11 protein-coding genes, 1 rRNA gene and 1 pseudogene are annotated in these 13,449 nt (G+C 67.0%); 6 read left to right on the top strand and 7 right to left on the bottom strand.

From position 1 onward, the window contains the following. Positions 1-95: 95 nt before the first annotated feature. Positions 96-211, top strand: a 5S ribosomal RNA gene (gene rrf / locus H512_RS0114080). A gap of 584 nt (positions 212-795) precedes the next feature. Here rrf and H512_RS26375 read toward each other — a convergent pair. Then, positions 796-960: pseudogene (locus tag H512_RS26375) on the bottom strand (helix-turn-helix domain-containing protein); the annotation flags it as partial. Positions 961-1,193: 233 nt separating this feature from the next. Beyond that, positions 1,194-1,547: a YbaN family protein gene (locus H512_RS0114070; RefSeq protein ID WP_026784003.1), complete on the bottom strand. Its 354-nt coding sequence runs from the start codon at positions 1,545-1,547 to the stop codon at positions 1,194-1,196. 506 nt (positions 1,548-2,053) lie between these two features. Between H512_RS0114070 and H512_RS0114065 the strand changes: the two genes are divergently transcribed. Further along, positions 2,054-2,632: a biotin transporter BioY gene (locus H512_RS0114065; RefSeq protein ID WP_026784002.1), complete on the top strand. Its 579-nt coding sequence runs from the start codon at positions 2,054-2,056 to the stop codon at positions 2,630-2,632. Positions 2,633-2,814: 182 nt separating this feature from the next. Continuing rightward, positions 2,815-5,064, top strand: a complete 2,250-nt coding sequence (locus tag H512_RS0114060; RefSeq protein ID WP_026784001.1) for a putative bifunctional diguanylate cyclase/phosphodiesterase — start codon at positions 2,815-2,817, stop codon at positions 5,062-5,064. 80 nt (positions 5,065-5,144) lie between these two features. On the opposite strand, the gene H512_RS0114055 is transcribed toward H512_RS0114060, so the two are convergent. The 3 genes from H512_RS0114055 to H512_RS0114045 form a co-directional block, all read right to left on the bottom strand. After that, the gene (locus H512_RS0114055; protein ID WP_053239876.1) at positions 5,145-6,179 is read right to left on the bottom strand and encodes a LacI family DNA-binding transcriptional regulator; all 1,035 of its coding nucleotides are present in this window, start codon (positions 6,177-6,179) and stop codon (positions 5,145-5,147) included. A gap of 70 nt (positions 6,180-6,249) precedes the next feature. After that, a complete protein-coding gene (locus H512_RS24070) occupies positions 6,250-7,197 on the bottom strand; it encodes a DMT family transporter (protein WP_053239875.1) in 948 nt (315 codons plus the stop codon). Positions 7,198-7,311: 114 nt separating this feature from the next. Continuing rightward, on the bottom strand, positions 7,312-7,845 hold the full coding sequence (locus H512_RS0114045) for a MarR family winged helix-turn-helix transcriptional regulator (RefSeq protein WP_026783999.1): 534 nt from the start codon (positions 7,843-7,845) through the stop codon (positions 7,312-7,314). A gap of 187 nt (positions 7,846-8,032) precedes the next feature. On the opposite strand from H512_RS0114045, the gene H512_RS0114040 reads away from it, so the two are divergent. From H512_RS0114040 to H512_RS0114030, 3 genes are all read left to right on the top strand, one after another. After that, entirely contained in the window at positions 8,033-9,097 is a 1,065-nt protein-coding gene (locus H512_RS0114040; RefSeq protein WP_026783998.1) for a CobW family GTP-binding protein, read from the top strand. A gap of 188 nt (positions 9,098-9,285) precedes the next feature. Then, on the top strand, positions 9,286-10,257 hold the full coding sequence (locus H512_RS0114035; protein ID WP_026783997.1) for a WD40 repeat domain-containing protein: 972 nt from the start codon (positions 9,286-9,288) through the stop codon (positions 10,255-10,257). Further along, positions 10,257-11,384, top strand: coding sequence for a radical SAM protein (locus tag H512_RS0114030; protein WP_026783996.1), 1,128 nt, complete (start codon positions 10,257-10,259; stop codon positions 11,382-11,384). The genes H512_RS0114035 and H512_RS0114030 overlap by 1 nt, the downstream gene beginning before the upstream one ends. Positions 11,385-11,389: 5 nt before the next feature. Here the strand turns inward: H512_RS0114030 and H512_RS0114025 are convergent, their stop codons facing one another. Next, positions 11,390-11,749: a hypothetical protein gene (locus tag H512_RS0114025; RefSeq protein WP_156899493.1), complete on the bottom strand. Its 360-nt coding sequence runs from the start codon at positions 11,747-11,749 to the stop codon at positions 11,390-11,392. A gap of 141 nt (positions 11,750-11,890) precedes the next feature. After that, complete coding sequence (locus tag H512_RS0114020; protein ID WP_026783994.1) at positions 11,891-13,318, bottom strand: homospermidine synthase; 1,428 nt, start codon at positions 13,316-13,318, stop codon at positions 11,891-11,893. Between the last annotated feature and the right edge of the window lie 131 nt (positions 13,319-13,449).

Here is a 13,449-nt window from a genome sequence, read left to right as displayed (position 1 = left end):
ACGATCCGGCGGGACAACAAGCCCGCCGCCAAAGACCTGATCCTTAAAGCTCATGACGAGGCCAACGCCTGCCATGAGCTCTTGCCCTTCGCCGGCCTGGTGGTCATGGCGGGGAGAAATGCACCCGATCCCATCCCGAACTCGGCCGTGAAACTCCCCAGCGCCAATGGTACTCCGTCTCAAGACGCGGGAGAGTAGGTCGCCGCCAGGCCTGCAAAGGACAAGATAAAGGGATCAAACACGAACAAAACACACGACTATATCTCTTCACAACAATGCCAGAACACAGACAACTACCAACAATCCAAAGCCCCCGCTGAGCAATCCGCGGGGGTTTTGTGGTAGCTAAACGTAGAACGGTATACAGAAGAGCGAAAAGAGACAGACGAGAAGGAGAGGGAAAAAGGGAAGGGGATGGAGAGAAAAGGAGAGACAAAGAGGGGGAGGAGACAGACTGGAAGCTTCCGGAACTCGCGGCTGTCGCAACGTCGGAGGTGGTTGGTAACTCGTGGTCGCGGTTGCGATGGCCTGGAGGATGCGGCGAGTTGGGTCGCTCCGTTGCGCCGGCCGGCCTCTGGCCATGCCGCGACGCCTTTCTTGCCCTTGAGCCGGAAAGGGAGGGCGGAGAAACAGAAAGGGAGAGCGGGAAGATCCGGTCAAATGTGGCCGGATGGTTATGCAACGGCTTGCAAAGGCTTATATCGGCCGACGACGGCAGGCGGTCGTGTCTCATCTCCCACGCCGCAAAGGCATGGCGATGGTAATGGGCCCTGAGGATCGTGGGACGCCGTCGGCTCAATCCGGGTCGAGCAGCAGGCGTGTGGCCTTGATGGCGGCGGAGGCGCAGTTCTCGACGCCGAGTTTGACGAACACCTGTTCGAGGTGCTTGTTGATGGTGCGCGGCGACAGGCCGAGGATGTCGCCGATGTCCTTGTTGGTCTTGCCACGACTGAGCCAGAGACTTGGGAGTTGGAGACTATCAACCGGCCCGGCGAAATGCAGCGAGGCGGTTGTCCCCGGAGCATGCCGTGCCTTGGCTGCGCCTTGCAGATCGACAGCTGGATGAAGGCGGACTTGATGCAGCGGCTCGCTGAGGCGCGCCAATGTCCTCGTGAAAGGGCGCTTTGTAACACGCAAGCCCTCAAGGCCCGTACGCGGGAGGAGACGGAAGGAGCAGGCAAGCAACTACGAGCCTATTCCGGTCGTGACCACACATAGGCGGCGATCAGAATGAACACGATCGCAACGACGACAGCAGTGATGGGGCCGGGGCTGCTTCCCTTCCAGAATGCATAGTAGCCGAACGCCATGCCGGCCGACGACAGCAGCTTTCCCGAACGCGGGATCGCGCCGCGCTGTCGCCAGGCGGACAGAAACGGGCCGAAACGCGGATGGGCGAGCAACCAGGCTTCAAGACGCGGCGAAGAACGGGCGAAGCAGGCTGCGGCAACCAGAAGAAAGGGCGTGGTCGGAAGCAACGGCAGGAAAACGCCGATCGCGCCGAGGGCGACCATCAAGCAGCCGATGATCAGATAGGCTTGCCGCATTGCCGAGTTGTCCCGCGACGACCGGCCAAACGCGACCGTCTCAATCCGCCGAGACTATGCGAGCTGTTTGCAACTGGCAATTGGCCGGCGAAGAAGATCCGGTCGTCACCGCCTGGAGCATGCCCGGTGATAACAGGCTGACCGGAGATGCCCCATCTCCTTGTCTTCCTGCAATTCCGGGCGCTGAACCGGGCTTCTGCTTTTATCGGGATTGCTCCCGCTGTTCGGTCCCGAATTCCGGCGGGCTGGATCGATGCTGAATCGCTTCGGCTTTGTAACCGGCGTATGCGGATCACGGTCGCCCGACCATCGCCATGTCTTCACCCGCCGGATGTGGATCGTCTCGCATTCCTACGCACTATCGCGTATAAATTGCCATGACCTTATCTTGACGCGGCGGCGAGCAGATGGTTTTGTCCGCGGGAAGCTTCGCCGCGCTGACCGTCGGCCGCGATATTGCGATCGGCAAGGCGGTGCCGCGCCGTTCCGCCGGAAAGGATCGAGACTTGACCACTCCGCACCAGCCGTCCACCGCCTTCACCCGCTCGCTCGCCAGTTCCAACCGCGCCGTCAAGGTGGCGGCCGTAGTGTTCGGCTCGCTGCTGATCGCCGCGTCCTCGCAGATCGAGGTGCCGTTCTTTCCGGTGCCGATGACCATGCAGACCTTCGCCGTGCTGCTGGTCGGCCTGCTGCTCGGCGCCCGCCTCGGCGCCGCCGCCGTGCTCGTCTATCTCGCAGAGGCGGCGATCGGCCTGCCGGTGCTGTCGGGCGGCCTGCCGATGGTGGCGCTGTTCGCCAAGCCGGCCACCGCCGGCTATCTCGTCGGCTTCATCGGTGCCGCCTTCGTTGCCGGCTTCGTCGCCGAGCGCACGGCCGGCCGACTCGCTGGCACCGTTGTCGGCGCGGTCCTCGGCGAAGCGGTGCTGATGGCCTTCGGCGTCGCCTTCCTCGCCACGCTGATCGGCGCCGAGAGCGCCGTCAAATACGGCTTCCTGCCGTTCATCCTTGGCGATCTCCTGAAGATCGTGCTCGCCGTGGCGGTTGCCCGCGGCATTGGCCGGCTGTCGCTGCCGGCTACGCTCTGAAATCTGGAAAACGGTCGCAAGCCCGTCATTCGGCCGCCGGCACCCCGGCGGCCGTTTCGCCTTTTGTGCCACCAATGCATTTTCCGTGGCCGGCATTCAGCCTTTTGAAACGATCACCACCCAAAATTGCCGAGTTGGTTACGGCCCCCGGTGATTCTCCCGGGCCGCGGAGAACGAGGGTGATGACCAGAACGGGCGCCATCGAGAAGAAGCGGCTGCGCGAACTCTATCGCTACCGCATTCTGGATACGCCGCCCGAGGCCGAATTCGACGGCCTCTGCGATCTCGCCCGCAGCCTGCTCGGCGCCGACACCGCCGTCATCACCTTCCAGGACGCCGACCGCTCGTGGTGCAAGGCGTCGGCCGGCCGGCATGTCGTCGACCTGCCGCGCTCGGTGTCGATCAGCGAGCTGGCCGTGCAGGCCGGCGAGGTGGTGATATTCGAGGACCTTGCTAGGGAGCCTCGCTTTCGCGACCACCCGCTGATCCAGGGCGAGGGCGGCTTCCGCGCCGCCGTCGGCGTGCCCGTCGAGGTGAAGAAGGGGCTATGCATCGGCGCGGTGGTGCTGCTGTTCGATAAGCCACGCCAGGTATCGACCCCCGACATCGAGAATCTCTGGCGTCTCATCCGCGCCATCATCGACCGTTTGCACCTCCGCCGCATTCGCATCGAGCGCGAACTCGACCAGATCACCCGCGCCCAGAAGGATGCGGAGATCGCCGCCCAGAAGTGGGAGATCGGCAAGCAGCGGCGCCTGTTGGAACAGACGGCCCGTCTCGCCCGCATCGGCGGCTGGGAATATGACGTCGTCGCCGACCGCATGATCTGGTCGGCCGAGATCTATCGCCTCCTGGAGCTTGACGAGACGGCGCCGCCGCCCGGCCTGACGACGTTGCTCGGCTACTGCCGCGAGGAGGCGGCCGGCGAGGTGAAGCGGCTGATCGTCCGCGTGCTGACGCGCGGCGAGTCCTTCGAGACGGAAATTCCGCTGATCTCCAGCTCGGGACGCCGGCGCTGGGCGCGCTGCGTCTGCGAGGCGGAGGTCCAGCGCGGCAAGGTGGTGCGCCTGATCGGCACGGTGCAGGACACGACGCTGCAGCGGGCGACCGAGGAAGAGGTCAACTTCATCGCCACCCACGACATGGTGACCGGTCTCCTCAACCGCGCGGTATTCCAGGAGCGGCTCGACCGGGCGCTGACCTTCCGCACGCCGGCCCGCACCGTCGGCCTCTACCTGATCGACGTCGATCACTTCAAATCGGTCAACGATACGCTCGGCCACCACGCCGGCGACGTGCTGCTGGCCGAGGTGGGGCGGCGGCTGCGCGAGTCGGTCGGCGAACTCGGCGTGGTCGCCCGGCTCGGCGGCGACGAATTCGCGCTGATGATGGCCGACTGCGGCGACGAGAGCGAGATCATCGCCATCGGCGAGCAGATGATGCGCGGCCTGCAGGAGCCGATCGCCTACGAGGCCGAGGCGATCCCGGTGACCATCTCGGTCGGCATCGCCCGCGCGCCGTCGGGCACGCCGGCCGATCAGCTGTTCAAGGATGCCGACATCGCCCTCTATGAGGCCAAGGGCGAGGGGCGCAACCGCTTTGTGCTGTTCGACCGGGCGATGCGCGAGGCGATCGAACTCCGGCACTCCATCCTCAGGGCGATCCGTCAGGCCATCGACCGCGGCGATCTGCGCCTCCACTATCAGCCGAAGTATTCCCTGCGCACTGGCGTGCTGGCCGGCTTCGAGGCGCTGCTGCGCTGGCACCGGCCGGACGGCTTCATTGCCAGCCCCGGCTTTTTCGGTATTGCCCTCGACGATCCGCAGCTCGGCCTGGCCATCGGCGACCTGGTGATCCACCAGGCGGTGCAGCAGGCCGCCGACTGGCGATCGCGCGGCATCGTGTTCGATCACATCGCCATCAACGTCGCCACGCCACAGTTCCGGCGCGGCGATCTCTGCGAGTGCCTGTCGGCCGCCCTCGACGAATACCACGTGCCGCCGGCGGCGCTGATGGTCGAGGTGACGGAGAACGTGCTGCTGTCCAAAGTGGCCGACGAGGTGCAGACGACGCTGTCGCAGCTGGCCGGCAAGGGCATCAAGATCGCCCTCGACGACTTCGGCACCGGCTATGCCTCGCTGAGCCATCTCAAGGACTTCCCCGTCGACCTCCTGAAGGTCGACCGCTCCTTCGTGGCGACGCTGACCGAGGAGCGCGAGAGCCGCTCCATCGTGCGCGGCATCACGGCGCTGGCTCACGACCTTGGCATCGCCGTCATCGCCGAGGGCGTCGAGACGGCGGCGCAGCGCGACATGCTCAGGCATTTCGGCGTCGATTTCGGCCAGGGCTTCCTGTTCGCCCGCGCCATGCTGCCGGCGCAGATCGAATCGTCGGGCATGGTCTCCGAAGCGGCCACCTCGATCCGGGCCTGAGCCGGCGGGTCCGCCGCCGCAGGCTTTCATTCACGCGTCGGCTTTTCCGAACGGTGTGGATGCCGTTCAGTCCGCTGCCCTCAGCCGCTCGATTCGCGCACCACGAGATGCGGGGCGATCAGCTTGTGCTCGAAGGGCGGCTCCTCGCCGACGATCAGCGCGTAGATGGCGCGGGCCGCCTCGCGGCCGATCTCCTCCGAGCCGTTCTCCACCGTGGTCAAGGCCGGCGCCCAGGTGGCGGCCCCATCGACGTCGTCGTAGCCGGTGACGGCGATGTCGGTGCCCGGCCGGATGCCGAGCCGGGTGAAGCTGCTCATCAGGCCGAAGGCCAGCACGTCGTTGAAGCAGACGACGGCGGTCGGACGCGGCGTATGGCTGACGATGATCTCGGCCGCCTTGCGGCCGTCGCCCTGGGTCATCAGTTCGGGAATGTCCAGCGTCGGCTCGAGACCCGCCTCGGCCATCGCCTCGCGGAAGCCGGCGTAGCGGTCGCGCCCCGACGAGGTGGAGCGCAGGCCGCCGACGAAGGCGATGGCCTTGTGGCCCTTTTCGATCAGGAGACGCGTGACTTCGCGCATGCCGTCGCGGTCGTCGCCGCGCACGCTCGGCGCATTGGCCCCCTCGACGTCGCGGCAGACCAGCGTCACCGGCGTGCCGGTGCGCATGATGGCGTCGATGTCGGCGACGGTGGTGCCGACCGACGGACAGAGCACCAGGCCGTCGGCGTTCTGCTGCTGAAGCACCTGCACGAAATTGCGCTGGCGTTCGATACTGTCGCGGTGATTGCAGATGAGGATTGTCAGCCCGTATTGCTCCAGCTCGCTCTCAACGGCGCGGAACACTTCGGCGAAGTAGGGATTGAGCACGTCGTGCACCACCACGCCGACGATGTCGGTGCGGGCGGTCCTGAGCGAGGCGGCCTGACGATTATAGATATAGCCCATCTCGACGGCCAGTGCCTGCACGCGCTTGCGCGTCTCGGCCGACACGGCCGGATTGTCGCGCAGCGCCAGGGAAACCGTCGCGGTGGACACCTCGAGCTGCGCGGCGAGCTGGCTCAGCGTCACGCGGCGGCGGCGAAAGCGGCGGAGGTCTTCCCGTTTGCTGGTGGTCATTGCGATCCCGTTTTCTGCCTTCTCAATCGATCACATGACGCATCAGGCCAGCCTGCGTCAACTGGATTGCCTACGTAAGGGCTGAACGGCTGACCGGACCGGCGGCGGCGGCCAGCGCCTGCGCGTGCACGACGCGCTCGCGGTGCAGGAGATAGAGGCCGGAGGCGATCACCACGCCGGCGCCGGCAATCGTCCACACCGACGGCACGTCGGCGAACACCAGGTAGCCGGAAATGACGGTCCAGACGAGCTGGATGTAGCCGTAGGGGGCGAGGGCGGCCGCCGAGGCGAAGCGATGGGCGGTCATCACCAGGAAATGGCCGAAGCCACCGGCGGCGCCCATGAAGATCAACATGCCCCAGACAAGCGGCGAGGACGGCGTCTGCCAGACGACGAGCAGCGGCGGCACCAGCAGGAGGCTCGGTACGGCGGCGAGCGAGATGACCAGCGAACCGGGATCGACGCGCGTGGCGAGATGGCGGGTGACGAGGGTGTAGATGGCGCCCGACAGCATGGAGGCGAGCGCCAGCAGCATGGCCGGGTGGAAGGTGCCGAAGCCCGGCTGGGTGATCAGCAGCACGCCGGAAAAGCCGGCGAGGATGGCGACGACGCGGCGGATGCCGATCGTCTCGTGCAGGAACAGCACCGACAGGAGGGTGATCACCATCGGCGACAGGAAGCCGATCGAGGTGACCTCGGCCACCTGCAGATAGTGGAGGGCGCTGAAGTTGGCGAGCGTCATTGCCGTCAGCAGCAGCGACCTGACGATCTGCAGACCCGGCCGCCGGAAGCGCCAGGCCCCCGGCGAGGAGATCGGGTTCAGCACCACCGCCGCCATCACCAGGTTGATGAAATAGCGAAACCAGGAAACCTCGATCACCGGCAGGTGGTAGCTCACCGCCTTGGCCGTGGTGTCGAGGCAGGCGAAGACGATGGTCGAGCCGAACAGGGCGAGCAGCGCCTTGAGGGGAACGCGGCTCGGCGGAGGCGAGGGCGGGATCGGCCCGGAGGAGGACATTCGTAGGTTTGCTCGCACGCAACGGAAGCGGGCACCCGGCGGCGCCGGCGCCATCGGATCGATTCAATATCATACTAAAGTATTACGGCGGCAGATGTAAGCCGGTTTGCGGGCTCAGTCGGAGCCGTCGTCGGCCCCGTCGAGCGGCAGCGCCGGCCGGGCCTTCAGCGGCTCGGCCTCGGGCGCTTCCTCGTCGTCCTCGTCATGTCCGGCGGGGGCAGTCGGCGCCAGGTTCCTCTCGATCTGGTGCAGGAGCTTCTTGAGGCGCTTGCGGTCCTTCTCGTCGAGGCCGGACAGCGCCTCCTTCTCGACGCGCTTCCAGACCGCGTCGACGGCGCCAGCCCGCTCGCGGCCGGCGTCTGTCAGGAAGACGCGGGCGAGGCGGCCGTCGGCGCTCGACGTCTGGCGGGTGAGCAGACCTTGCGCGCCGAGGCGGGAGATCATCTTGGTGACGGTGGGCGGCTGCACCGCCAGCTCGGCGGCCAGTTCCGACATCGACTGGCCGTCGCGCTCGGCCAGCGCCTTCAGCACCGCCTCCTGGCCGGGGTGCAGGCCGATGCGGCCGAGGTGGACGGCGGCGCGGGTGCGGTGGACGCGCGCCGCCTGCACCAGGCGATAGGTGACGCTCTTGCGATGGTTGAAGCTCATGCCGCCTCGTCTCCGTCATCCGGCCCGGCCGTTGCCGCCGTACATCTTTCGGTGATCCTCTTTTCACACGAAAGTATGACACTTATTTAGGGGCCGAAGATTTTTCCTGGAGCCGCCGTCCCCCTTTGTCGTGCGTCCGTCAGGCGGGCGTGCTAGGACAGCGGTCCTCTCATCCGTGGAGATGCGCATGTCCGCTCCGGCCGCCGCCCCGTCCATTCCCGTCACCATCCTCACCGGCTATCTCGGCGCCGGCAAGACGACGCTGCTCAACCGCATCCTGACCGAGGATCACGGCAAGCGCTATGCCGTCATCGTCAACGAGTTCGGCGAGATCGGCATCGACAACGACCTGGTGATCGACACCGACGAAGAAGTGTTCGAGATGAACAACGGCTGCATCTGCTGCACCGTGCGCGGCGACCTGATCCGCGTCGTCGAGAATCTCGCCAAGCGGCGCGGCAGCTTCGACGCCATCCTGGTGGAGACCACCGGCGTCGCCGATCCGGTGCCGGTGGCCCAGACCTTCTTCATGGACGAGGAAGTCAGGAAGCTCGCCCGTCTCGACGCCGTGGTGACGCTGGTCGACGCCAAGTTCTTCCTCGACCGGCTCGGCGATGCGCCGGAGGCCGAGGACCAGGTGGCCTTCGCCGACGTCATCCTCCTCAACAAGACCGATCTGGTCGGCCCCGACGAGCTGGCCGAGGTGGAGGCGACGCTCCACCAGCTCAACCCCTACGCCAAGGTCTACAAGACGACCCGCTCGGCCGTCGATCTCGACAAGATCCTCGATCGCGGCGCCTTCGACCTCGACCGGGTGCTGGAACTCGATCCGAGCTTCCTCGACGCCGACGAGCACGACCACGATCACGTCTGCGGCCCGGACTGCGACCACGATCATCGCCATCATGATCATGATCATGATCACGATCACCACCACGGCCACGAGACGCACCACGACACCGAGATCACCTCGGTGTCGCTGAGGGGCGGCGAACTCAATCCCGACAAGATCCTGTCGTGGATTTCCGAGGTGACGCAGACGCAGGGACCGGACATCCTGCGCCTCAAGGGCATTCTGGCCTTCCCCGACGAGCCGAAGCGCTATGTGGTGCAGGGCATCCACATGATCGTCGAAGGCGATCTCCAGCGCGACTGGAAGCCGGGCGAGCCGCGCGAGAGCCGCCTCGTGTTCATCGGCCGCCATCTCGACAAGGCGGCGCTTGAAGCCGGCTTCAAGGCGGCCGCGGTCTGATTCAGCCTCAGGCGCCTGGCTTCCGCCCCGCTGTCCGTCTTTCGGGGCTTCGTCCCGAAGGACCCGCTCTCGCGCGCCGCCGCCTGGCGCCGGAAGCCGCTCTGCGGCTTCATAACGGCCGCCGCCCTTGCATTTGCCGGCCGGATGCCGCACTCCCGTCGCAACGCCAACTCTCCGGATGGTTCACCGTGCCCGAGGTCACCCCGCTTCCGCTTTCCGGCTATGTCGTCGACGTCCGCTATGTCGGCGGCGTGCCGACCTTCGTCACCGGCGACGGCGCCGTCGCGCTCGGCACGGCCGGCCGTGTCGTCAGGCCGCATGCCGGCGGCATCCTCGCCGCCACGCTTGCCGCCGACGGCAAGTCGCTGGTGACCGGCGGCGACGACGGCAAGGTGATGCGCACCACCGCCGACGGCGACAGCACGCTGCTCGCCGAACGCGGCCGCAAGTGGATCGACGTGGTCGCTGCCGGGCCGGGTGGCGCCATCGCCTTCGCCAGCGGCCGGACGGTGGTGGCGATCGACGGCTCCGGCAAGACGCACGAACTGGAGCGGCCGCGCGCCGCCCTCGGCCTCGCCTTCTTCCCGAAGGGGCTGCGCCTTGCCATCGCCGGCTACAACGGCGCCGGCCTGTGGTTCCCCGGCACCGCCGCGCCGGTGCAGGAACTCGAATGGAAGGGCTCGCACATCGCCGTGACGGTGTCGCCGGACGGCGCCAGCGTCGTTACCTCGATGCAGGAGATGGCGCTGCACGGCTGGCGCCTCAGGGACGGCCAGAACATGCGGATGTCCGGCTATCCGGCCAAGGTGAAGTCGATGTCCTGGTCGGTGAAGGGGCGCTATCTCGCCACCTCCGGCGCCGGCGTGTCGGTGCTGTGGCCGTTCTTCCACAAGGACGGGCCGATGGGCCAGCGGCCGCTGGAGCTGGGCGGCCGGCAGGAACTGGTCACCCGCGTCGCCTGCCATCCGAGCGAGGAGATCGCCGCCCTCGGTTATGACGACGGCATGATCCTCCTGAGCCGCTTCGCCGACCGCGAGGAGGTGCTGCTCGCCCGGCCGAACGGCTCGCCGGTGTCGGCGCTGGCCTGGAGCGGCAACGGCCTCGAACTGGCCTTCGGCTGCGAGAGCGGCGCCGCCGGGCTGATCGATCTCACCGCCTGATGAGCGCGCTCCTCGCCCCTTCCGGCCGCGCCACGCCGGCCGAGCAGCCCGACCTCGACGCTGCCTATGCGGCACTGGCCGCCCGCGAGCGGCTGCTGCCGATCAAGGTGCCGGCCTTCTATCAGCGGAAGCTCGACGCCGAGGCGGCGGCGCTCGGCCACTGCGAGGGGCCGCTCCACCGCATGGTGCGGCCGACGCGCGAGCGCTTCGCGCCGCCGGCCGGCGGCGAGGTGGCCGACTGGGTCGACGACCGCGCCAACATGCCGGTGCCCGGCTCGCGGGCGATCATCCACAAATACGCCGACCGCGTGCTGTTCATGCCGACCTCGGTCTGCGCCGGCCATTGCCAGTATTGCTTCCGCCAGGACGTGCTGACCGACGCCCATGCCGAGGGCGGCGACCTCAAGGGTCTCGCCGCCGAGGTGGAGAAGCTGACCGGCTATCTCGCGAGCCGGCCGGAGGTGTCGGAGGTGGTGCTGTCGGGCGGCGACCCGCTGACGCTGTCGATGCGCGACCTCGCGCTGGTGCTCGGCGGCCTTCGCGCCGTCCCGACCGTCCGGTCGATCCGCCTGCACACGCGCACGCCGGCCTTCGCGCCGAGGATCTTCGCCGACGAACGGAAGCTCGATCTCCTCGCCGAGGCGGGCGTGCGGCTGGTGCTGCACTTTGCCCACCCCTACGAGATCTGCGATGAGGTGGCGGAGGTGCTCGACAGGCTCGATCGGCACCGCATCCGCCTCTACAACCATTTCCCGCTGCTCAGGGGCGTCAACGACCATCGCGACGTGCTGGCGCGGCTGATCGAGACGCTCGACGATCATCGCGTGCGCACGCTGTCGGTCTACGTGCCGGAACCGATCCGCCATTCGGCGCCGTTCCGGGTGACGCTCGACCGCTTCTTCGCCCTTCAGGACGAGCTGACGGCGACGACGCCAAGCTGGATCAACGCCGTCCGCTTCACGCTCGACAGCCCGGTCGGCAAGGTGCGGCGCGAGCATATCGTGGCGCGCGACCGGGCGACCGGCCGCGTCACCTTCGAGAAGGCGGACAAACGCTTCGTCTTCCCCGACTTCCCGGCCGAACTCGACATCCCCGGCGACCGCGACACGCTGCTCTGGAAGGGCTGAGTCAATCAGCGCGCCGTCGGCAGGAACAGCAGCACCGCGAACAGGATGGCGCCACTGAGCGCCAGGAACGAGGCGGCGGCGACCAGCGGCTCCAGCCCGGTGTGGCCGTTGAGCAGCAGCACCAGCGAGGGGAACATCACCACGGCGGCGACGGTGTTGAGCCCCCAGAGGATCTTCGGCAGGCGGCCGGCGCTGCGGGCCGGGTTGAGGCCGAAGAAGATGCCGTAGACCGACATCACCACGAAGCCGATCAGGTTGAGATGGGCGTGGGCGTCGGCGGCGATGTGGTTGCCGCTGGCCGCCATGTAGATGCCGAAGAACATGCCGACGATCAGCAGGACGGCGGCGGTACGAAAAAACAGCAAGGAAACGGCATTATTCACAATGACCTCCATGCCGGCGAAACGCCGGTCAGGAGGACCATACTCCTTTATAGGTAGAAATACAGCGGCGGACGCCGGCCGCGGCAGAGCCGGCCGGCGTCGCCCTGATCGGCGCATCCGGGGTCAGCGCACCAGGATGTTGCGGAAGCTCCAGGGATTGTCCTGGTCGATGTCCTCGGGGAAGAAGCCGGGGCGGCCGGCGAGCGGCGTCCAGTCGGTGTAGTAGCCCTTGACCGGCCCGAGATAGGGCATCTGCACCTCGAGGCAGCGGGCATGGTCCATCTCGTCGGTCTCGACGATGCCGGCCTCCGGGTTCTCCAGCGCCCAGACCATGCCGGCCAGCACCGCCGAGGTGACCTGCAGGCCGGTGGCGTTCTGATAGGGAGCGAGCTTGCGCGCCTCCTCGATGGTCAGTTGCGAGCCGTACCAGTAGGCGTTCCGGCCGTGGCCGTAGAGCAGCACGCCGAGTTCGTCGGCGCCGTCGATGATCTCGGTCTCCGACAGCACCTGGGTGTCGCGCTGCACCTCGCCGCCGCCGAACATCTCGTGCAGCGACAGCACGGCGATATTGGCCGGGTGATAGGCATAGTGGCAGGTCGGCCGATACTCGGGGTGGGCGCCCTCGCCGACCGTGTAATAGTCGGCGATGGAGATCGCCTCGTTGTGGGTGACCAGGAAGCCGAACTGCGGCCCCGGCGTCGGGCACCAGGTGCGGACGCGGGTGTTGGCGCCGGGCTGCAGCAGGTAGATGGCCGCCTGGCAGCCGCCGTCGTGATGGCGGGCGGTGTCAGGTTCCCAGGTCTCGCTGGTGCCCCAGCCGAGTTCGGACGGTTGCAGGCCCTCGGAGACGAAGCCGTCCACCGACCAGGTGTTGCGGAAGACGTCCATCGAATGCGGGATCAGCGTGCGCTGGGTGTCGCGCTCGGCGATGTGGATGCCCTTGACGCCGGCCGCCTGCATCAGCCGCGCCCAGTCGTCGCGGCTGTTCGGCGGCGCGTGGTCGATGTTCATGTCGCGGGCGAGGTTTTCCAGCGCCACCTTGACGAACCAGGAGACCATGCCGGGGTTGGCGCCGCAGCAGGAGACGGCGGTGGTGCCGCCGGGATTGTTCCGCTTCTCGGTGCGCACCGCCTCGCGCAGCCAGTAGTTGGTGCGGTGGGCCGGCTCGACGTCCTTGTCGAAGTAGAAGCCTTCCCAGGGCTCGACGACGGTGTCGATGTAGAGCGCGCCGATCTCGCGGCAGAAGCGCATCAGGTCGAGCGAGCCGGTGTCGATGGAGAGGTTGACGCAGAAGCCCTGTCCGCCGCCGGCGGTGAGCAGCGGCGTCAGGATGTCGCGGTAATTGTCGGGGGTGATCTTCGCCTGGATGTAGCGGATGCCGTGATAGGCGAGAATGTCCTTGCCGGCGTCGCTCGGGTCGATGACCACGAAGCGCGATCGGTCGAATTCAAGGTGCCGTTCGATGAGCGGCAGCGTACCGCGTCCGATGGAGCCAAAACCGATCATCACGATGGGACCGGTGATCGTGCCATGCACGGGCCATGAATTCATTCAAACTTCTCCTGTCGCGGTACCCCTGGTACCGGAAGCTCTCCGTCTTGCAGGTCAACGGGAAATGGGAATGGCGGGATAGCCGGCGGCGCCTGTGCCTGTCGTGCCGGTCCCGAAACGCCATTAAAGCA

It is taken from the genome of Pleomorphomonas koreensis DSM 23070, assembly GCF_000425185.1.
Classification (GTDB): Bacteria; Pseudomonadota; Alphaproteobacteria; order Rhizobiales; family Pleomorphomonadaceae; genus Pleomorphomonas; species Pleomorphomonas koreensis.
This window is presented reverse-complemented; position numbering and strand designations above follow the sequence as displayed.